The sequence below is a fragment of the Ideonella sp. FW305-24 genome, from assembly GCF_058788035.1.
This window is the reverse complement of record NZ_JBYTAI010000004.1, coordinates 536,760-556,469: the sequence shown is the minus strand read 5'-3', so window position 1 is coordinate 556,469 and position 19,710 is coordinate 536,760. Positions and strand designations below refer to the sequence as shown.

21 protein-coding genes are annotated in these 19,710 nt (G+C 69.8%); 2 read left to right on the top strand and 19 right to left on the bottom strand.

What is annotated here, in order from left to right:
• Entirely contained in the window at window positions 1–129 is a 129-nt protein-coding gene (locus tag AC3WR5_RS14470; RefSeq protein WP_492485435.1) for a hypothetical protein, read from the bottom strand.
• Window positions 130–309: 180 nt separating this feature from the next.
• On the opposite strand from AC3WR5_RS14470, the gene AC3WR5_RS14465 reads away from it, so the two are divergent.
• Window positions 310–471 (top strand): hypothetical protein, encoded by a 162-nt coding sequence (locus AC3WR5_RS14465; RefSeq protein WP_492485433.1) that lies wholly within the window; start codon window positions 310–312, stop codon window positions 469–471.
• A gap of 131 nt (window positions 472–602) precedes the next feature.
• On the opposite strand, the gene AC3WR5_RS14460 is transcribed toward AC3WR5_RS14465, so the two are convergent.
• Window positions 603–836, bottom strand: a complete 234-nt coding sequence (locus tag AC3WR5_RS14460; RefSeq protein ID WP_231011114.1) for a DUF2630 family protein — start codon at window positions 834–836, stop codon at window positions 603–605.
• Between the two features lie 227 nt (window positions 837–1,063).
• Here AC3WR5_RS14460 and AC3WR5_RS14455 point away from each other — a divergent pair, with 227 nt between their 5' ends.
• Window positions 1,064–3,235 (top strand): phosphocholine-specific phospholipase C, encoded by a 2,172-nt coding sequence (locus AC3WR5_RS14455; RefSeq protein ID WP_492485431.1) that lies wholly within the window; start codon window positions 1,064–1,066, stop codon window positions 3,233–3,235.
• 83 nt (window positions 3,236–3,318) lie between these two features.
• On the opposite strand, the gene AC3WR5_RS14450 is transcribed toward AC3WR5_RS14455, so the two are convergent.
• The 17 genes from AC3WR5_RS14450 to AC3WR5_RS14370 all read right to left on the bottom strand — a co-directional run bounded on the left by AC3WR5_RS14450 (window position 3,319) and on the right by AC3WR5_RS14370 (window position 19,695).
• Entirely contained in the window at window positions 3,319–3,972 is a 654-nt protein-coding gene (locus AC3WR5_RS14450; RefSeq protein ID WP_492485429.1) for a flavin reductase family protein, read from the bottom strand.
• Between the two features lie 110 nt (window positions 3,973–4,082).
• Complete coding sequence (locus tag AC3WR5_RS14445; protein WP_492485427.1) at window positions 4,083–4,316, bottom strand: DUF2630 family protein; 234 nt, start codon at window positions 4,314–4,316, stop codon at window positions 4,083–4,085.
• 121 nt (window positions 4,317–4,437) lie between these two features.
• Window positions 4,438–5,667, bottom strand: a complete 1,230-nt coding sequence (locus tag AC3WR5_RS14440; RefSeq protein ID WP_492485425.1) for a DUF1501 domain-containing protein — start codon at window positions 5,665–5,667, stop codon at window positions 4,438–4,440.
• A gap of 19 nt (window positions 5,668–5,686) precedes the next feature.
• Window positions 5,687–7,297: a DUF1800 domain-containing protein gene (locus tag AC3WR5_RS14435; protein WP_492485423.1), complete on the bottom strand. Its 1,611-nt coding sequence runs from the start codon at window positions 7,295–7,297 to the stop codon at window positions 5,687–5,689.
• Between the two features lie 213 nt (window positions 7,298–7,510).
• Window positions 7,511–8,953 carry a cobyric acid synthase gene (locus tag AC3WR5_RS14430; protein WP_492485421.1) on the bottom strand — a complete coding sequence of 481 codons (1,443 nt, stop codon included), beginning with the start codon at window positions 8,951–8,953 and terminating at the stop codon, window positions 7,511–7,513.
• Between the two features lie 11 nt (window positions 8,954–8,964).
• A complete protein-coding gene (locus AC3WR5_RS14425; protein ID WP_492485419.1) occupies window positions 8,965–9,867 on the bottom strand; it encodes a cobalamin-binding protein in 903 nt (300 codons plus the stop codon).
• Between the two features lie 10 nt (window positions 9,868–9,877).
• Window positions 9,878–10,486: a bifunctional adenosylcobinamide kinase/adenosylcobinamide-phosphate guanylyltransferase gene (gene cobU, locus AC3WR5_RS14420; protein ID WP_492485490.1), complete on the bottom strand. Its 609-nt coding sequence runs from the start codon at window positions 10,484–10,486 to the stop codon at window positions 9,878–9,880.
• Between the two features lie 17 nt (window positions 10,487–10,503).
• Complete coding sequence (locus AC3WR5_RS14415) at window positions 10,504–11,103, bottom strand: histidine phosphatase family protein (RefSeq protein WP_492485417.1); 600 nt, start codon at window positions 11,101–11,103, stop codon at window positions 10,504–10,506.
• A 3-nt stretch (window positions 11,104–11,106) separates the two neighbouring features.
• The gene (locus tag AC3WR5_RS14410) at window positions 11,107–11,889 is read right to left on the bottom strand and encodes an adenosylcobinamide-GDP ribazoletransferase (RefSeq protein ID WP_492485415.1); all 783 of its coding nucleotides are present in this window, start codon (window positions 11,887–11,889) and stop codon (window positions 11,107–11,109) included.
• Between the two features lie 14 nt (window positions 11,890–11,903).
• The gene (locus tag AC3WR5_RS14405) at window positions 11,904–13,028 is read right to left on the bottom strand and encodes an aminotransferase class I/II-fold pyridoxal phosphate-dependent enzyme (RefSeq protein WP_492485413.1); all 1,125 of its coding nucleotides are present in this window, start codon (window positions 13,026–13,028) and stop codon (window positions 11,904–11,906) included.
• A complete protein-coding gene (locus AC3WR5_RS14400) occupies window positions 13,018–14,070 on the bottom strand; it encodes a CobD/CbiB family cobalamin biosynthesis protein (protein ID WP_492485412.1) in 1,053 nt (350 codons plus the stop codon). Before AC3WR5_RS14400 ends, AC3WR5_RS14405 begins: the two co-directional genes overlap by 11 nt.
• Window position 14,071: 1 nt before the next feature.
• Complete coding sequence (locus tag AC3WR5_RS14395; RefSeq protein WP_492485410.1) at window positions 14,072–15,385, bottom strand: cobyrinic acid a,c-diamide synthase CobB; 1,314 nt, start codon at window positions 15,383–15,385, stop codon at window positions 14,072–14,074.
• Window positions 15,382–16,425 carry a nicotinate-nucleotide--dimethylbenzimidazole phosphoribosyltransferase gene (gene cobT / locus AC3WR5_RS14390; RefSeq protein WP_492485408.1) on the bottom strand — a complete coding sequence of 348 codons (1,044 nt, stop codon included), beginning with the start codon at window positions 16,423–16,425 and terminating at the stop codon, window positions 15,382–15,384. The genes AC3WR5_RS14395 and cobT overlap by 4 nt, the downstream gene beginning before the upstream one ends.
• Before the next feature lie 22 nt (window positions 16,426–16,447).
• Window positions 16,448–17,068: a cob(I)yrinic acid a,c-diamide adenosyltransferase gene (cobO, locus tag AC3WR5_RS14385; RefSeq protein ID WP_492485406.1), complete on the bottom strand. Its 621-nt coding sequence runs from the start codon at window positions 17,066–17,068 to the stop codon at window positions 16,448–16,450.
• Between the two features lie 15 nt (window positions 17,069–17,083).
• Window positions 17,084–17,860, bottom strand: a complete 777-nt coding sequence (locus AC3WR5_RS14380; RefSeq protein WP_492485404.1) for an ABC transporter ATP-binding protein — start codon at window positions 17,858–17,860, stop codon at window positions 17,084–17,086.
• A 23-nt stretch (window positions 17,861–17,883) separates the two neighbouring features.
• On the bottom strand, window positions 17,884–18,954 hold the full coding sequence (locus tag AC3WR5_RS14375) for a FecCD family ABC transporter permease (protein WP_492485402.1): 1,071 nt from the start codon (window positions 18,952–18,954) through the stop codon (window positions 17,884–17,886).
• A gap of 27 nt (window positions 18,955–18,981) precedes the next feature.
• Complete coding sequence (locus tag AC3WR5_RS14370; protein ID WP_492485400.1) at window positions 18,982–19,695, bottom strand: energy transducer TonB; 714 nt, start codon at window positions 19,693–19,695, stop codon at window positions 18,982–18,984.
• Window positions 19,696–19,710 lie beyond the last annotated feature (15 nt).

Sequence of the window (19,710 nt, the reverse complement as noted above, 5' to 3'; positions counted from 1 at the left end):
TCAGACCAGACCCAGATCCACGCTGCCCTTCAGCCCCGGAAACACCTGCGCCCGCTGGGCCGGCGTCAGCCCGTACTGGCGGTCCCACAGCCCGGCCAGCATTGCGCGGTAGTCGGTCAACGCAGGCATGTCGCGGTCCTGAGCCAGTCGATCAACCTGTCGGATTGGCGCGGCGACATCTCCTACACCTACCTGGGCACGGGCGGTACGGCCGACAAGCCCGCCTTCCGCATCGAGCTCTCAGGTTCGGGCAGCCAGGTCGACTACTTCAACAAGGCCTCACCCACGCTCTACGGCCTGCGCGGCAAGATGCAGATCGAAAGCATGTTCTACGGCTTGCAAGTCAACACCGGCGCCGACAAGATTGACCCGGCCCGCGCCGCACAGATGCCCGATCCTCACGGCGGCGAAGGCCCCAGCCAAGTGCCAGGCGGCAACTGCGTGCTGATCGTGTTGGGCGTGTTGCAATGAGCGCGCCCACCGCCTGAGGAATTGGCGGCTCGCCTGGGCCAGGCCCAGCACCAACCGGTCAGCCCGCGCCCAGACAGACGACATGGGTGAGACACAACCCCCGCATGCCCTGCCCTGCCGCGGCTGCGCATTCAGCCTTCGTAGCGCTCCACCGTGCCCACGTCGCGCACATGCGCCTCCGCCGGGTTCTCGCCGAACTCGCGCTTGGCGCGGCGCTGGCGCAGCAGGTCCCAGCACTGGTCCAGCTGCTCGGCCACGTGGCGCAGGCGTTCGGCTTCGGCGCCCGCCGAGGTGGGCGCAGCACGCAGCGTGTGCTCTTCCTCGACGAGCTGGGTGATGTGGTTCAAGAGGGTCTGGTCGTTCATGTCAGCGCCTTTGGTTGGGCCGTTGATGGCAGCCCGCACCATGACCCGTCCGGAGGCTGCTGTCATCTGCCATTGGAGAGACCGCTGACGGGCCATGGGGAAGCCCGCCGAGAGGGTCCCTCTGCATCAAGTCATCACACGCCTGACTTCAAACCGCTGCATTCTGCGTGGTTTGCCAATGCGCCACCGCACCGGTGACGCGGTCCTTTGCAGCTTCCAGGAATCTGATGAACCAGCCCACCGACCGCCGCAGCTTCCTGCGCGGCACCGCCCAACTCGCCGCCGCCGCAGCCGCCACCACCGCGCTGCCGCCCGCCATCGCCCGCGCGCTGGCCATTCCGGCGGACAACACCACCGGCACCATCAAGGACGTCAAGCACGTGGTGATCCTGATGCAGGAGAACCGTTCGTTCGACAACTACTTCGGTACCCTGGTGGGTGTGCGCGGCTTTGGCGATCGTTTCACGATTCCACTGGCCAACGGCCGCAGCGTCTGGGAGCAGAGCGATGGCACCCGCGTGGTGCTGCCCTACCACCTGGACAGCAGCCAGGGCAACGCGCAGCGGGTGCAGGGCACGCCGCACTCGTGGAACGACGCGCAGAACGCCTGGAATGCCGGCCGCCTGAATGAATGGCCGCGCTACAAGACCGACCACTCGATGGGCTACTACCGCGAAGCCGAAGTCGGCTTCCAGTTCGCGCTGGCCAATGCCTTCACCGTGTGCGACGCCTACCACTGCGCAATCCAGGCCGGCACCAACCCGAACCGCCTGTTCCTGTGGACCGGCACCAACGGCCCGACCGGCGCCAACGTGGCAGCAGTGGTCAACGAATGGGACGGCATGGAAGCCCCGGACAAGGGCTACACCTGGGCCACCTACCCGGAGCGCCTGCAGGCCGCCGGCGTGAGCTGGAAGGTCTACCAGAACATGCCGGACAACTTCACCGACAACTCGCTGGCCGGCTTCGTCAACTACCGCCTGGCCAACATCGCGATGGGCAACAACGGCGACGGCTCGCCGTACATCCCGTACACGCCTGCCACGCATGACGCGATCAGCCCGCTGTGCAAGGGCATTGCCAACACCATGCCGGACGGCGGCTTCCTGCAGGCGCTCAAGGACGACATCAAGGCCGGCACGTTGCCTGCCGTGTCGTGGATCGTCGCGCCCGAGACCTACAGCGAGCACCCTGGCCCGTCCAGCCCGGTGCAAGGCGCCTGGTACATCGAGCAGGTGCTCAACGCGCTGACCGCGGACCCGGCCGTGTGGAGCAAGACGGTGCTGCTGGTCAATTTCGACGAGAACGACGGTTTCTTCGACCACGTGCCTACCCCGGCAGCGCCCGCCATCGACGAAAGCGGCAATGTGGCCGGTGCTTCCACCTGCCCGGTGGACAGCGAACGTTTCACCCACGCCAACCCGCCCGGCACGACCAGCCAGCCGCAGCCCGACGGCCGGGTCTACGGCATGGGCCCGCGCGTGCCGATGCTGGTGCTGTCGCCCTGGAGCCGCGGCGGCTGGGTCAACTCGCAGGTCTTCGACCACACCTCCGTCATCCGCTTCCTGGAGCAGCGCTTCGGCGTGCAGGAGCCGCAGATCAGCACCTGGCGCCGTGCCGTGGCGGGTGACCTGACCTCGGCCTTCAACTTCGTCAGCCCCAACGTGGACCCGCTGCCGGCGCTGCCCAAGCTGACCAAGAAGTCGGCCGACAAGCTGCGCGCCCAGCAGGAAACGCTGCCACAAGTGCCCGTGCCGCCAGAGGCCAGCCAGACCCTGCCCACGCAGCCCTGGGGCATCCGCCACTCGCGCGCCCTGCCCTATGTGCTGAAGGTGGACGCCACGGTGCTGGCGGCCGACAAGCGGGTGGACGTGGTGTTCCGCAACAAGGGCAGCGTGGGCGTGGTGTTCCACGTCTATGACAAGCTGCATCTGGACCGCATGCCGCGCCGCTACACGGTGGAAGCCGGCATGAACCTGAGCGGCAGCTGGTCGGCCAAGGACGACCAGGGCGCCTACGACCTGTGGATCCTCGGCCCGAACGGCTTCCACCGCCACCTGCAGGGCGACACCGACCTGGCCAAGAAGAGCCCTTCGGCCAACCCCGAGCTGGAAGTGAAGCAGTCGTCCAAGGACCGCACGCTCTCGCTGGTGCTGAAGAACAGCGGCAGTGCGGACTGCAGCTTCGACATCGTCATCAACGCCTACCGCGATGCCTCGCCAGCTTCCTACAAAGTGCCCGCCGGCACCTCGCTGACGGTCACTTACGACGCCAGCCCGGAAAAGGGCTGGTACGACCTGACGGTCAGCGTGGGCAGCAAAGCAGCCTTCGTGCGGCGCGTGGCAGGCCGCATCGAAAACGGCAAGCACAGCACCAGCGACCCGGCGATGGGCGTCTGAAGCTGCTGAACGCCCGCGGCAGCGCGCCCCAAAGACCTGGCCCTCGGCCTCGACCAGGCCAGGTCTTCAAGGGACGTGCGAACTCAGGTCTCCGCGCGAAAGTTCCGGCCTAATCGGCCACCGGTGGCGAAGTAGTGGCGGAACACATACAGCAGCGGGCTCCACCGCTGCGTGTCGATGTGCTGGCTGCCCGGCAGGACAATGTCCTGGTGCGCATGGACTTGCAGCACCTTGGCTTCGAGCAGCAGGAAGCCGGGGTCGGCGCCGTCCACCACGGAGGCACCATGGGCGGCCAGCAAACGCACCTCCAGTTGCAGCGGGCACTCAGCAATGCGCGGCGGGCCCACGAAGCGGGAGGCCAGCGGCGTGAACCTGGCCAGGGCGAACTTGTCGCCCTCGTGGCGGTAGCCCATGTCCCGCTTGTGACCCGGCACGGGAAACCGGCCGGTGGTGGGCGCCAGCGCTTCCACCGCAACGCATTGGTCGGGCCCTGGCAGGTTGATCACCGCTTCGCCAGAGCGCACGAAGTTCTCGCAGCCTTGGCTCGCCTGCGCCAGGCCCAGCACCAAGCGATCAGCCAGCGCCCAGACAGAAGACATGGGCGAGAGATTGGCCGCCCCTTCCAGGTTCAGCGTGCTGATCAACGCCACTGGCGTGCCGAAATAGAGGATGGACGGGCACACCTCCACAGAACTGGGAACGCGGGGCGGGGGGTTGGGCAGGACAGACGAGTGCATGGCCCCGACTCTAGGGAGCTTGCCACCGAAACGCTTCGTTGCGCAACGAATCATGCCGGGCCGCGCGCCGCAAAGGCATCAGCATGCCTGCCACGGCCGCGGTTGCGCATTCAGCCTTCGTAGCGCTTCACCGTGCCCACGTCGCGCACATGCGCCTCCGCCGGGTTCTCGCCGAACTCGCGCTTGGCGCGGCGCTGGCGCAGCAGGTCCCAGCACTGGTCCAGTTGCTCGGCCACGTGGCGCAGGCGTTCGGCTTCGGCGCCCGCCGAGGTGGGCGCGGCACGCAGCGTGTGCTCTTCCTCGACGAGCTGGGTGATGTGGTTCAGGAGGGTCTGGTCATTCATGGTGAGCGCCTTGTGGTGGACGTGCAGTGCCGGATGGCAACTTCGTACCATGACGTGTCCGGGCGACGCTGTCATCCGCCATTGGAGAGACCGCTGGCAGCCCATGGGGAAGCCTGCCAGGTCACACCAGGCCCAGGTCCACGCCAGCCTTCAGGCCGGGGAAGACCTGCTGTTGCTGCGCCAGGCTGATGCCGTACTGTCGGCCCCACAACCCCGCCAGCATCGCGCGGTAGTCGGTCAGTGCCGGCATGTCGCGGTCCTGGAACAAGGTGTCGGCGCGCAGCTGCTGCTGCGGGCCGACGACCTTGCCGCCGGCCTTCAGGCCGCCGCCCATCACCCAGTAGACGGTGCCGTGGCCGTGGTCGGTGCCGCGGTTGCCGTTTTCGCGGAAGGTGCGGCCGAACTCGCTGACCACGATCACGGTGGTGTTCTGCCACTGCGGGCCCATTTCAGTGGCAAACGCCGCCAGGCCGGCCGACAACTCCGACAGCCGCGTGGCCAGGCCGCCCAGCGCGGCCCCCTGGTTGGCATGCGTGTCCCAGCCGCCCACGTCGATGAAGCCCAGCGCCACGCGCTCGCGCATCAGCTTGGCCACCCGCTTGGCCTCGGCCTCGAAGCCCTTGGAGCCAATGGCGTTGCGGCTGGCCATGTCCTTTTGCTCGCCCATTTCCTGCAGCACTTCGCGCCGGGTGTCGAAGCCGCTGTCGACCGCGCCGGACAGCGGCGTCTGCGCATACATGCTGCGGACCAGGTTGGCCTGGCGCTCGTCCATGCCACCGCGGCCCACAGAGCGCAAGCCCTGGTTGCCCACCGCCAACTTGCCCTGGAAGATCAGCGGCAACTGGTCGGTGAAGGCCAGCGCCTCGCGGCCGGGCTGCTTCTGCACGCCCAGCGTGGTGGCCAGGCGGTTCATGAAGCCGTTGCGGTATTGCAGGCTGCCGCCCACGCCCTGGCCCAGCTCGAAGTTGTCCTGCGTCTCGAAGTGGCTGCGGCTCACGTCTTCGCTGCCGGCAAAAGGCACGAAGGCCAGTTGCTTCTTCTGCCACAGCGGCATCAGGCTCTCGGTCGTGGCCGGCGCGAGCGCCCAGTCGGCGTCCAGCTTCTGCGCACCATCGCTGCCGCCGTCGGGCTTGGCGATTGAGATGTTGGGCCGGCTCTCGTAGTAGAACGAACTGGTGTAGGGCACCAGCAGGCTGTTGGCGTCATAGGCGCCGCGCAGGAAGACGATCAGCGTGCGCGGCAGGTCGTTCGGCCCGGCCCACAGCGAGGTGGACGAAAAGGTGCCGGCCAGCAATGGCAGGCTGGCTGCGGCGCGGCCCAGCAGTTGGCGTCGGTTCAGCATCACGGTCATTTGCAAATACTCCGCAGGCTCAGCGCCACATGAATTCGGGGGACGACAGCCACAGCGCATCAGCTTCGCGCGGCGTGGCGGCCTGGGTCAGCGCGACCTTGGTGGCCTGTGCCAGCGTCGGCTCGATCGCCGCCTTGAACAGTTCGCCGCGTGCCCGCGCCTGCGGCACCTGTGCCAGCGGCGGGTCGCCCTCGGCGCGGAAGAGGTGGTTGTTCACATTGCCGCCGGTGACGATGATGCGCGCCAGCTCGAAACGTGCCGTCAACTGGCCCTGGCCATTCCAGGCCGAGCTTTCTAGCGGGTAGCCATCGGGCGTCACGCGCATGTAGGGCGCCTCGCCCAGGCGCTGCAGCCAGCCACGGATCGGCTGCGTGTTGACCACCGTCTGCCCGTCATGGCACTGGCGCACGGCGGACAGCACGAACTGCATCGGGTCCTTGAAGCGCTTGTTCAGCGAGGCCGCGAACTCGGGCGCGGCGAACAGCTCGCGCAGCACCTGGTCGATGCGACCATCGCTCGCCAGGTAGCGCGCCGAGAGCTTCTGCACCAGCGCCGGCGAGGGTTCGTCGGCCACCAGGTAGACGGCGATCTTGCGGCAGATGTGGCGCGCAGTCGATGGGTGGCGCGCCAGGCGGTCCAGCACACCGTTCAGCTCGGCCACGCCGCCCTGGCCTTGCACCGTCTCGCCCAGCACTTTCTTCGAACCCGGGTCATGCCGCTGCGGGTTGAACTCGAACAGTCCGCGGCGCAGGTACTGTGCCTCGAACTCGGGCTTCATGCGCGGGTTCTGTTCCTCGATCTGCAGGCCGAAGCCGGTCAGCACGCGTGCCATTTCCTGCACGTCCTGCTGGCTGTAGCCGCCGTCCACGCCCAGCGTGTGCAGCTCCAGCAGTTCGCGGCCCAGGTTCTCGTTGAGCTTGCCAACGCGGTTCTGGTCGTTGTCCAGGTAGCGCAGCATGGCCGGGTGATGGATCACCGCGCCCAGCAGGTCTCGGAAACGGCCCAGCGCCAGCGGGCGGATGGTGTCGTCGTAATCGCCCATCATGACCCGCAGGTTGGCCTTCTGGGCGTAGACGTTGAAGTGGTTGAACCAGAACCAGCCCATCTGATCCTGCAGTTGCTCGCGCGCATAGAGGCTGCGCAGCAGTTGCCGGTTGACGGCCTCGGTGGTGAGGCGCGCCATCTCCTGCTGCCAGGCCTGGCGCGCGGCCACTTGCTCGTCGCCTTTCATCGCCACCCAGGCCTTGCGCTGTTCGTCGCTGGCTCGCGCAAGCGCCAGCATTGGCTTGCGGCTGATGTCCAGCGCGTCAATCTGCGCCTTGACCACCGGTGGCAGCGTGGGCGGCCATTGCGGCGTCAGCTGCATTGCCAGCCAGCGCTCACGGCCCATGGCCTGGAATTCCCGCGCCAGGCTGTCGTTGGCACCCCAGGACAGGCGCTCCAGCCACTGCCGGTCTTCCACGCTGACGGGGCCCAGCGGCGTGCCGGGCGCTGGCTCGGGCGTGGCCGGCGCGGGTGCCGACTGCACGGCCGGCGCCGAACAGCCGGTGGCCAGCGCCGCAGCGCCCAGGCCCATGCCGGCGAGCCAGCTGCGCCGGCGCAAGGTGGGCTGGGAGGAGGGGGTCAACATGTGCGCTTCCTGTTCTCGGTGAGTCTTGGGACCGATGCACCGCGACGCGGACATGGGCCATGCGGCCCGGCGAGGCCTTGCCCGCCGGAGAAGGTCGATGCGGTTGGAGTGCATCGAGCGCTGCTTGTTCCATCAGGCCAACGCTGGCCGCCCAAACACCGTTGACGCATCGTTGACGCCCGTTGTGTGAAGCAAGGTTTCTAGGGAGACCGTTCAGGGCTCCAGTTGCGCCCACAAGGCCGGCAGGTCCATTGACGCCTCCAGCGAATCCGCCAGCCGCTCCAGGCTAGCTTCGCGCAGGGCGGCCAGGTCCACCGCCGCGGCCTGCCCCAGGCCGGCCCAGCGCAGCAGCGCGGCCTGGGCCTCGGGCTGGTCGAACAGGCCGTGCACATAGGTGCCGAGCACCTGGCCGTCTGCCGACAAAGCCCCGTCGGGTCGACCGCCCGCCAGGGTCAGTGCGGGCCGCTGCATCGCCGGCCCATCGCTCACGCCAAGGTGGATTTCGTAACCCGTCACCGCAGCCTCTTCGTCCCAGGTCAGCCAGCCCTGGACCTGGCGCAGCTGCTTCTCGGCCGCCAGCGTGGTCTCGAAGTCCAGCAGGCCCAGTCCCGCTTCGCTGCCGCCGCCTTCACGCGCGAGTGGGTCGTGCAGCGCACGGCCCAGCATCTGCAGGCCGCCGCAGATGCCGATCAGCTTGCCGCCATAGCGAAGATGGCGCTGGATGGCCGGCTCCCAGCCGTTGGCACGCAGCCAGCGCAGGTCGGCCTGCACGCTCTTGCTGCCGGGCAGCACGATCAGGTCAGCCGGCGGGATGGCCTGGCCCGGCCCGATGAATGACAGCTCGACCTGCGGATGGGCGCGCAGCGCGTCGAAGTCGGTGTGGTTGCTGATGCGAGGCAGCACCGGCACGATGACCTTGAGCCTGGGCCCGTCACCATGTGCCAGCTGTGCGACCTGGATCGCGTCCTCGGCATCCAGTTGCAGGCCGTGCAGGTAGGGCAGCGTGCCGAACACCGGCTTACCGGTCTTCGCCTCCAGCCAGTCCAGCCCGGGCTGCAGCAGGCCGATGTCGCCACGGAAGCGGTTGATCAGGAAGCCGCGCACCAGCGCCTGCTCGTCATCTGCCAGACAGGCCAGCGTACCGGTGAGGTGGGCGAACACGCCACCGCGGTCGATGTCGGCCACCAGCAGGACCGGCACTTGATGCGGCAGCGCAAAGCCCATGTTGGCGATGTCGCGGTCGCGCAGGTTGATCTCGGCCGGGCTGCCGGCCCCTTCGACCAGCACCACGTCGTAGGCCGCGCGCAGCCGGGCGAAGGACTCGGCCACCGCGGCATAGGCCACGCGCTTGTAGTCGTGGTAGGCCCGCGCATTCATGTCGGCCAGCACCTTGCCGTGCACGATGACCTGCGCGCCGGTGTCCGAGCTGGGCTTGAGCAGCACCGGGTTCATGTCGACCGTGGGCGCGACCCGCGCGGCCAGCGCCTGAAGCGCCTGCGCCCGACCGATCTCGCCGCCGTCTGCCGTCACCGCGCTGTTGAGCGCCATGTTCTGCGGCTTGAACGGTGCCACCCGAATGCCCTGCCGCACCAGCACGCGCGCCAGGCCCGCCACGACGGTGCTCTTGCCGGCATCCGACGTAGTGCCCTGCACCATCAGCGCACCTTTCACTTGGACTTGGCCCGCACAGCGTCCAGCCCCTCGCACATCTGCCTGGCACCCAGCAGGATGCGCGGCGTGTGGCGGCTGATCTCGTCCGAGGTCAGCCAGATGACCTGGTTTTTCGCCACTGGCGCAAAGGCCTTCAGGCCTTGCCAGGGCTGCAGGCTGTCGTCGGGCTTGCCATCCGGCGTGCCGGTGGCCAGCACCTCGGGCTGCGTGGCCAGCACCGCTTCGACGCTGGGCGTGGGCACCAACAGCGGCTGGTCGGCAAACACGTTGACACCGCCGCACAGCGAGATCACGTCGCTGATCAGGTGGCCCTTGTTCACAGTCATCAGCGGCTTGGACCAGATCTGGTAGAAAACCTTGACGGGTAGGCGGCCGCTGTAGCGCTGGCGCAAGGCGCCCAGGTCGGCCATGAAGGCATCGGCCGCGGCATTGGCTGCCGGCTCGGTGCCGGCGAGCAGGCCCAGCCGGCGCATGCCGTCTGCAATCGCGGGCAGGCTGCGCGGCTCGCTGTGGAAGATGGGCAGCTTCAGCGCATGCAGGCGCTCGATCTGACGCGCCGAGTTGCCGTGCATCCAGACGACGATCAGGTCCGGCTTCAGTGCGGCGATCTGCTCCAGGTCCAGGCTGTGTGCATCGCCCACCTGCGGCAGCTTCTTCGCGGCCTCGGGGTAGTCGCCATAGCGCACGGTGGCCACCACCTTGGCGCCAGCACCCGCGTCGAACAGCAGCTCGGTGGTGTGCGGCGCGAGGCTGACGATGCGCTGTGCCGGTGCTGGCAGCGTGATGCGCTGGCCATCGTCGTCCAGCACGCTGACTGGCGCGGCCATCGCGAGGCCTTGCAAAGCCAGGCCACACGCCGCCACCAGGCCGCGCACGGCGGCCTTCCCGAACCACTTCATTCCCACTCCCTCAAGATGTTTTGAGCGCCAGCGCACAGCCGGCCATCACGAATTCCACCCGCGCGCAGTGCGCCGCCAGCGCCTGGTGCAGCCGGCCGTTTTCGTCGACGAACAGGCGGTTGCCCGCGCCCATGGGCACGATGCCGTGGCCGACTTCATTGCCGATCAGGATCAGCTCACCGCGCAGCGTGGGCAACAAGGCCAGCAGCGCGGCGCGTTCGTCGACCCAGCGCTGGCTGGGCTGCAGCGCACGCAATTCGACATCTGTTTCAGCGTCGAACAGCAGGTTGCTGAGCCACAGCGTCAGGCAGTCGACCAGCAGCACGCGGTTCGGCGCGTCCTCGGCATGCAACGTGGTGGCCAGCGCCTGAGGCGCTTCCACCGTGCGCCAGCCAGCGGGCCGCACGGCACGGTGCGCGGCAATGCGCGCGGCCATCTCTTCATCCAGCGCCTGGGCCGTGACGATGACCACGACCTCGGCGCCCGCCGATTCACACTCGGCGGCGCGGCGCTCGGCCAGCGCGCTCTTGCCCGAGCGTGCGCCGCCGATCAACAGCGTGTGCCGCGGCCCATCGTCCTGCGCCGCCAGCGCGGCGACCTCGGCTTCGGCCAGCGGCATCTCGGGGCGTCTCAACTTCACGGCATCTCCTCGGCCAAGCACCAGCCATCACGCGTCGGCCGTAGGGCCAGCAGGCCACCAAAGTCCAGTGCCCGTTCAACCGGCGGGTACAGCGGCAAGCCCAGTGCATCGGCCAGCAGCACCCGCATCGGGCCGGCATGCCCGACTGCGAGCACTGCCTCGCCTGGCCTCGAAGCCGCGTCCCGCAAACCGTCTCGTGCAGCCCTCACCCGCTCGGCCAGCGCGGCCAGGGTCTCGCCACCGGGTGGCGCGCGGCGCAGCGGGTCTTCGGCCCAGGGGTCGCTCTGCGCGCGGTCAATGAAGTCCCAGCGCCTGCCCTCCCATTCGCCAAACGACAGCTCGCGCCAACGGGCATCGGTCGTCAGCCTGGCGGCGTGCGCTTCGGCCAGGTGCTGCGCGAGCAAGGCGGCACGTTGCAGCGGGCTGCTGTGCACGGCGGCCAGCTTCAGGCCCAGGCGAGCGAGCAAGGCCTGCAGCGCGGCTTGCACGTCGTCGAACGAAGGCTGCGGGGGCGCCAGCAAGGCCACGTCATGCCAGCCGTAGCAAAGCCCGGCCGGCGCGTCCACGCGCGTGTGGCGCAGCAGGATCAAGGCCATGCTTCAGGCCCGCGCCACCCAGGCCAGCAGCACCGCCAGCTCGGCCAGTTGCTGCGTGGCGCCCAGCGCGTCACCCACATAGCCGCCCAGGCGCCTGCGGCAGAAGCGGATGGCCAGCCCGCCGACCACAGCGGCGACCAGCCAGGCCAGGCCCACACGCCAGCCGCCACCCAGCAGCAGCCCCGGCAACAAGGCCAGCACGGTGGCGACGGCCAAGGCCGGCAGCGGCACGCCTTGCGCAATCGGTTTGGACTTGGACAGCGCGTCCTCGCGCACATAGTCCAGCCTCGCCATCACCAGCAGCGCGGCCCAGCGGCTCAAGGCGTGGGCGCTGAGCATCGCGGCCATCAGCGCGCCAAAAGCGGTCCAGCCCAGCACCGGATGCTGTCGCAGCAGCTCGGCCAGCAGCGCCGCCTTCAGCCCCAGCGCCAGCACCAGCGCAATGGCGCCATAGCTGCCAATGCGCGAGTCCTTCATGATCGCCAGCACGTGATCGCGCTCGCGGCCACCGCCGAAACCGTCGCTGCTGTCGGCCAGGCCGTCTTCGTGGAAACCGCCGGTCATCCACACGCCAGCGGCGATGGCCAGCAGCGCCGCCACCAGCGGCGGCCAGAGCCAGCCGGCACCGGCCAGCACCGTGCCGCAGACCGCACCGACCAGCCAGCCCACCGTTGGGAAATGGCGGGCCGAGGCGTTGAGCTGCGCGGGCGACCAGCCCACCCAGCCGGGCACCGGCACGCGGGTGAAGAACTGCAGGGCGGTCAGGAAAAGGCGCAGCTCGTGCATGCCGGGCAAGCGCTTCAGAAGGTGGACTGGATGGTGCTGGTGGACCACTGCGCGCCCGGCCTGGCCATGTGGGCGCGCCAGCCTTCGGCCAGCGCGGCCTGGGCCTCGGGGTGCTGGGTGGACAGCCGCACCCAGCCCTGCAGGCCGAAGGATTGCGCGTCACGCAGCTTGATGCCCTGCTCGCGCAACTGCTGCAGGCAGCGTCCCAGCGCCGCCGAAGGCACCGGCGGCCTGGCCAGCCAGAACGGCACCACCGACTGCCGCTGGGCCCAGCCCAGCTCGGCCAGCAGCGCCGCCTGCTGCATCCGCCAGTCGATCAAACGCAGCCGCGAATCGGCCAGCCAGCCCTGGACCTCCGGCAGCGGCAGCGCACGCAGCAGCGCCTCGCCTTCGGCCGACACCACCCAGCTGGCGGCCAGCGCCAGCAGCAGGTTGGTGTTGGCAAGACCTGCCTGCAGCGGGGCCAGCATGTAGCCGGCGCGCACGCCCGTCAGGCCCAGCGACTTGTTCGGCGAGAACAGCTGCCAGCACTGCTGGGCCACCGCAGCCGGCACCGGGTCCTGGCCCTGCAGCCGCAGCGGCTCGTAGGCCCGGTCCAGGGCCAGCCAGGCGCCCTGCTGGTCGGCCAGCGCGGCGAGCTCGCGCCAGAAGAGTTCGGGCAGGGTGCCACCCGTGGGATTGCAAGGTTCGGTGATCCAGACTAGCGCCGCCGCTGGCTCGCGGCGCAGCCCTTCCAGCAGCGCCGAGGGCTCGTTCCATGTGCGCACCGGCAGGCTCAGCGCCAGCGCGGCGGCGCGGTAGTCGCCATAGCCCGGCTCGGGAATCCAGACCTGGCGCCGGCCGCGCTGCGCGGCCGCCAGCGTCAGCCGGCGAATGCCTTCGCTGCTGCCGGCCGTGGGCAGCACGCGCCGTGCATGCACGCCATGGTGCTGGCTCAGCGCCTCGGTCAGCGCGGCGTAGGTGGGATCGGGGTAGCGGGTGCGGTCGGCGCGTGCCAGGCGCTCCATCAGCAGCGGCAGCGGCGGCAGCGGGTTGGCGTTGGTGGAAAAGTCGTGGCGGATGGGCGGCCCGGCGTCGGGCCCTCCGTGCACGGACAGGAAGACAGGCGGCGGCGCCGCCAGGCCACGTTCAAGACTCATGTTTCAGCTCCCATTCGGGGTTCGGCAGCGCTTGGCCAGACCGGCCAGGCTGCGACCCCGTTGTTGACGTCCAGAACCCGAGTATCAACAATATTGACGACGCCAGCATGGCGGCCCCACCTGCAGCACGGGCGCACCAACGTAAGGAAACTGCCGTGTCCTGGCTTTGCGGCAGCGGCGCGCCCTGGTTGAGCACATAAGTGGCCGGTTTTCCCAGCCGCCGGTCCAGCAGCAAGGCCAGCGCACCCATCGGCCAGCCGCCATTCGGTGAAGGTGTTCGACCGGCCTCGCGCCACAGCGCTGCAGCCCCCGGCCAGCGCCAGGCAGCGGCGCACAGCAGCAGCGCCGACACGCGCGCCGGCAACCACGAGAGCACGTCATCCACCCGCGCCGCCCAGGCGCCGGCCCAGCGCCGGTGGTCGCGGTAGCCCCACATCGCGTCTGCCGTGTTGGCAAAGCGGTAGAGCGCCGCGCCCGGCAGGCCGGCCAGCGCGAACCAGCACAGCGGCGCGACCAGCGAATCGTTGAGGTTTTCGGCCAGGCTCTCCAGCGCACTTTCCCGCACCTCGATGGCTGACAGCTGCGTCACGTCACGGCTGACCAGCCGGCTCAGCCGCAGCCGGCCAGCGTCCAGCGACTCGCCCAGCGCCGCTTCCACGGCCGCCACCTCGTCGTGCAGCATCTGCCAGGCCAGCAGCGGCTTGAGCAGCAGGCCTGCGAGCAGGCCCTGCAGCAGCCAGTCCCAGCCCGCCGGCAGGACGGCAGCCGCCAGGCGCGCCAGCCCGAGTTGGAGCGCCCAGGCCAGCCCCAGCACCCCGGCCGCGCCGAGCAGCCACGCCAAGGCACCCGCCACGCGCCCCGCCGTCCGCCTGAGCGGCCACAGCCGCGGCCCCAGCGCACCCAGGTAGTGACCCATCCGCACGACAGGGTGCCAGCGCAGCGGCGGCTCGCCCAGCCAGCGGTCCACCGCCAGCGCCACGGCCATGGCGAGCACCGCCGCGCAGGCCAATTCGGGCCGACTCCAAGGCGTCCAAGCCACCATCTCAGGGCTTGAACAAGGCCACCGCGGCGGCCGGGTTCGACGGCAGGTACAGGTGCACAAACGAAGCCCACAAGCGCCCCTGCTGGTAGACCGCTTCGGGCCGGCCATGGTGGCGCTGGGCCGTGCTGTGGCCAGAGGCCGGCAGCGGGCATTCGTAGGCGGCGTGGTGGAAGGTGTGGCCGCGCACCGTGCCGACAGCGGGCACTTCGACGCTGTGCATGCCCAGGTTGACCAGCCGCGGCTGCATCAGCGCCTCGCCGGGCAGCAGACCCCACATCGCGGCGCGCCGGCCCTGCTTGTCGGTGAGACCTTCTGCCAGCGCCAGCAGGCCGCCACATTCGGCCACCAGCGGCCGGCCGGCCTGGTGGTGGGCCAGCACGCTGTCCCGCGCGACTTGGGCAGCGGCCAGCGCGTCCAGGTGCAACTCCGGGTAGCCGCCAGGCAGGTACAGCGCCTGCGCGCCTTCTGGCACCGCCTCATTGGCCAGCGGAGAGAAAAAACTCAGTTCGGCGCCCAGTTCACGCAGCAGCGCCAGGTTGGCCGGGTACAGGAAGGCAAACGCGGCGTCCCGCGCGATGGCGATGCGCACGCCGGCCAGCGAAGCCGTCAATTCGGGCGAGCTCGGCGGCGGCGCGAAGCGAACTTCGGGCGGCAACGGCAGGCCTTGCGCCATCAGCGCGTCGGCGGCGGCGTCCAGCCGCGCGTCCAGGTCGTCCAGCTCATCGGCCGCGACCAGGCCCAGGTGACGCTCCGGCAGCGTCCAGCGCTCGTCGCGCGCCAGCCCGCCGAACCATGTGATGCCGGGCGGCAGGCTCTCGCGCAGCATCTCGGCATGGCCGGCGCTGCCCACGCGGTTGGCCAGCACGCCGGCCAGTTGCAGGCCCGCCGGCGCGCCGGGATAGGTGGCCAGGCCATGCGCCAGCGCGCCAAAGGTCTGCGCCATCGCCGAAGCATTGATCACCGCCAGCACCGGCAGGCCAAAGCGCGCTGCGAGTGCCGCGCTGCTGGCGCTGCCGTCGTACAAGCCCATCACACCTTCGACCAGCAGCACGTCGGCCTCTTGCGCTGCGCGCCAGAGCTGCGCCTGCACGTCCGCTTCGCCGCCCATCCACTGGTCCAGCTGCCAGCATGGCGAGCGGGCCGCGCGGGCCAGCACCATCGGGTCCAGGAAGTCCGGCCCGGTCTTGAAGATGCGCACGCGCAAGCCTTGCCGCTGCCAGGCCCGGGCCAGCGCTGCGGTCACCGTCGTCTTGCCCTGGCCGGAGGCCGGTGCGCTGACCAGCAGCGCGCGGCAACGGGCAGGCGACGCTGTCACTCGCCGCGCTCCGAGACTCCGGCCGAGGCAAAACTGGCCATGTCGTTGAGGATGGCCACTGATGCGCGCAGCAGCGGGAACGCCAAGGCCGCGCCGCTGCCCTCGCCCAGCCGCAGGTCCAGCGCCAGCAGCGGCTGCGCGCCCAGCGCGGCCAGCATCGCCTGGTGGCCGGCTTCGGCGGACTGGTGGGCAAAGACAGCGTATTCGGTGATGGCCGGCGCCAGCTTCGCGGCCACCAGCAGGGCGCTGCTGGCGATGAAACCGTCGATCAGCAGCACCATGCCGGCCTGCGCCGCGCCCAGCATCGCGCCGGCCATCATCGCGATCTCGAAGCCGCCGTATTCTGTCAGCACGTCGATCGGGTCGGTGAGCTGGCCGGTGCGTGCCGCAGCGCGCTCCAGCACCGCCAGCTTGCGCGCCAGGCCCGCGTCATCCAACCCGGTGCCGCGGCCTACCGCCTGCGCGAGCGGCACGCCGGCCAGCTTGTGCAGCAGCAGCGAAGCCGCGCTGGTGTTGGCAATGCCCATCTCGCCAAAGCCGACCACGCGGCAGCCGCGCGCCTTCAAGGACTCAGCATGGGCCTGGCCACGCGCCAGCGCCAGCTCGGCCTCGGCCCGGTCCATCGCGGGCTCGACCGCGCTGTTGCGCGTGCCCTGCGCGATCTTGGCATCCAACAGCGCCGGCTGGTCGCCGAAGTCATGCTTGACGCCCGCGTCCACCACCTGCACCGCCATGCCCAGCTCGCGTGCCAGCACGTTGACGGCCGCGCCGCCGGCCAGGAAGTTCAGCACCATCTGCCAGGTCACGTCCTGCGGGAAGGCGCTCACGCCCTCCTCGGCAATGCCGTGGTCGCCGGCGTAGACGACCAGATGCGGCTCGCTCAGCTTGGGCGACAAGCTCTGCTGGATGCGGCCGATCTGCAGCGCCAGCGTTTCGAGGCGACCCAGCGCGCCCAGCGGCTTGGTCTTGCCGTCGATCTTGGCGCGCAGCGCGGCGTCCAGCGAAGTGGGCACAGCGGCCAGGTTCAGGTTGAGGCTCATCGCAATGCTTTCAGTAAAGGGTTCAGAACTCAAGGCCGGGCTGGGCGCGAATGCCTTGCTTGAAGGCGTGTTTCACGACCTTCACTTCGCTGACGGTGTTCGCCAGCTCGATCAAGGCCTGCGGCGCACCGCGGCCGGTCACCACCACGTGCTGGTGGGTGGGCCGGGCGGCGATGTCGGCCAGCACCGTGGCGGTGTCCAGGTAGTCGTGCGAGAGCACGATGTTGAGCTCGTCCAGCAGCACCAGGCCGACTTCCGGGTCCCGCAACAAGCCGCGGGCGATCTCCCAGCCGGCCTCGGCACGCTCGACGTCGCGTGCCCGGTTCTGCGTCTCCCATGTGAAGCCTTCGCCTGTCACGTGGTAGGCCACCTCTTCCGGGAAGCGGCGATAGAAGCGCTCTTCGCCGGTGGGGATCGCGCCCTTGATGAACTGCACCACGCCCACCCGCATGCCGTGGCCCAGCGCACGCGCCACCATGCCAAAGCCGGAGCTGCTCTTGCCCTTGCCGGGGCCGGTCATGACCAGCAAGACGCCGGTGTCGGTGTCAGCCTTGGCAATGCGCTGGTCGACCGCGGCCTTGTGCTTTTGCATCCTGGCCTTGTGGCGGGCCTCGATGTCTTCCGGGGTTTCGTCTTGTGTCATGAGCGGGCCAGTGGTTCAGAGAGGGAGCCACCAGCGGTGGCCATCCAAGGTGTGGCAGCGCAGCGGCTGGTCGAAGGCGGCGGAGAGCGTGTCGGCCTGCATCACCTGCGCGACCGGGCCGGCCAGCGCCGGCTCGCCGCCGCCCGGCAGCAGCAGCACATGGGTGGCAACGCGCTCGGCCAGGCTGAGGTCGTGCACCGACATCAGCACTGCGCGGCCGCGCTGGCGCACTTCGTCCTGCAGCAAGGTCAGCATGCGCAGTTGCTGCGCCAGGTCCAGGTGGGCCAGGGGCTCGTCCAGCAGCGCCAGCGGTGGGTCTTGGGTGATCAAGGTGGCCAGCGCCACGCGCTGGCGCTCGCCGCCGGAAAGCGAACGCACGTCGCGCGACTCGAAACCGGCCAGGCCCACACGGGCCAGCGCGGCCCGCGCCAGCGCATGGTCCGCCTCGCCTTCCCAATGCCAGCGCGAGAGGTGCGGGTGGCGGCCTTGCAGCACCACGTCCAGCACCGGCGTGGCAAAAGCGTCGTGCAGCTGCTGCGGCATGAAACCGCGCCAGCAGGCCAGTTCGTCCAGCTTCCAGTTGGCCAAGGGCTTGCCGCCCATCTGCAGCAAACCGGCTGCAGGCAGCCTGGCACCGGCCAGCGTGTGCAGCAGCAGCGTCTTGCCCACGCCGTTGCGGCCGATCAGGCACCAGAACTCGCCAGGCCGAATGGCAAACGACAGCGCCGGCACCAGCGTGCGGCTGCCAACGCGAACGGAAAGCTCATGCGTGGCCAGCAGGCTGGTGTCCACGCTCAGGGGCAGTGGCCGCACCGTCACACCCGCCCTCCCCGCCGTGCCAGCAGCACGATGAAGGTCGGTGCGCCGATCAAGGAAGTGACCACGCCCACCGGCAGCTGCAGCGGCGCGGCCACGGTGCGCGCCAGCGTGTCGGCAGCCAGCAGGAAAGCGGCACCGGCCAAGGCGCTGGCTGGCAGCAGGAGGCGCTGGTCATTGCCAAACAGCAACCTCAATGCATGCGGCACGACCAGGCCGACAAAGCCGATGGTGCCCGCGGTGCAGACGGCCACCGCGGCGCCCAGCGAGGCTGCGAGGTAGACCATGGCCCGCACGCGGCGCACCGGCACGCCCAGCATCTGCGCCGGGCCGGGGCCGCGCAGCAGCAGGTTCAAGTCGCGCGCCCAGGGCAGCAGCGCGGCGCACATCAGCACCGGCAGCGCCAGCAGCCAGCCCGAAAGCTCGCTGCCGGACAGGTCGCCCATCATCCAGAACAGCATGCCGCGCAGCCGCTCGCCGGGCGCCAGGCTGAGGATCAGGCCCACGCCGGCCATCGCGATGGACGAGATCATCACGCCGGTCAACAGCAGGCGTGGCGTGTCGTCCTGGCTGCTGCTGGCGTCCAGCCGGCCCATGTCGTGCCGGCCAAGGAAGAACACTGCCGCGACCGCCAGCAGCGCGCCGACCAGCGCCCCGCCCTGCACCGCCCACAGCCCGCAGCCCAGCGCCAGCATGGCCAGCGCGCCCAGGGCTGCGGCGCCGGACAGGCCCAGCACATACGGGTCTGCCAGCGGGTTGCGCAGCAGCACCTGCATCAAGGCACCGGACATTGCCAGCAAAGCGCCGGTGCTCATCGCCGCCAATGCGCGTGGCAGGCGCAGCCTGTGCAGCACCTCGGCGGCAGGGCTGTCGTCGGGCCACAGCAGCAGGCGCGGCACCTGGTCGAAGCTCAGCAGGCTGCTGCCACTGGCCAGCGCCACGGCAAACACCAGCAGCAGCAGCGCGGCCAGCACCAGCGCTATGCGCCAGGCCCGGCCACGGCTCATCGGCCGCAGCGCGCGCGGTCCGTGCAACTCGGCAGGCGATGAAGTGGAAGGCGCAGAGGGCATGCAAACAAGCTGGTTGAAATGAGGAACTCAGAGCGACGCTTCGGCTTGGGCCAGCCAGCTCACGGGGCCTTGCAGCCGGAACTGCAGCGTCAGCAGCAGCCTGCCCGCCACCGGCTCGCCGGCCTGCAGCGCAGGCGCAAAGCGCCAGCGGCGCACGGCATCCCGCGCAGCCTGGTCCAGCAGCCGGGTGCCGGAGGTCTGCGCCCATCGCACTTCGCCCACCAGGCCGTCGGCCTGCACCTCGACCCACATCGCCACGCGGCCTTCCAGCCCGTCTTCCCGCGCCGCTTCCGGGTAGACCGGCAGCGGGTTGCCAGGCAGCGGCTGCGGTGCGCGGGTCAGGCGAGCTGCCGGATTGGCTGCACTGGCGGCGGATGCAGCAGCCACCAGGACTGGCACGGCGCTGGCGGCCGAGACCGCTGGCGCAGGCGCGGGTGTGGCGGTGCTGGCCAAGGCTTCTGAAATGGCGGCCGCCGGTGGCGCAGGCGGCATGCGGATGGGCACAACCGGTGGCAAGGGCCTGCTCCCAGGCTTCGCAGGCGCTGCCACCTTGGGCACGGCAGGTGACTGCGCGGCGACCTGGATCATGACCAGGGCCGGCGTGTCCACCTGCACCACCACCTCGCGCGACCGGCTGGCCATGGACCACCCCCACAGCACCAGCCCGTGCAGCACCAGCACCACCGCCACACCGCGCCATCGCGGCGCTGTGGGCACAGGCGGAGCGGTGGTGGCAAGCATGGCAGGCGGCAGGCG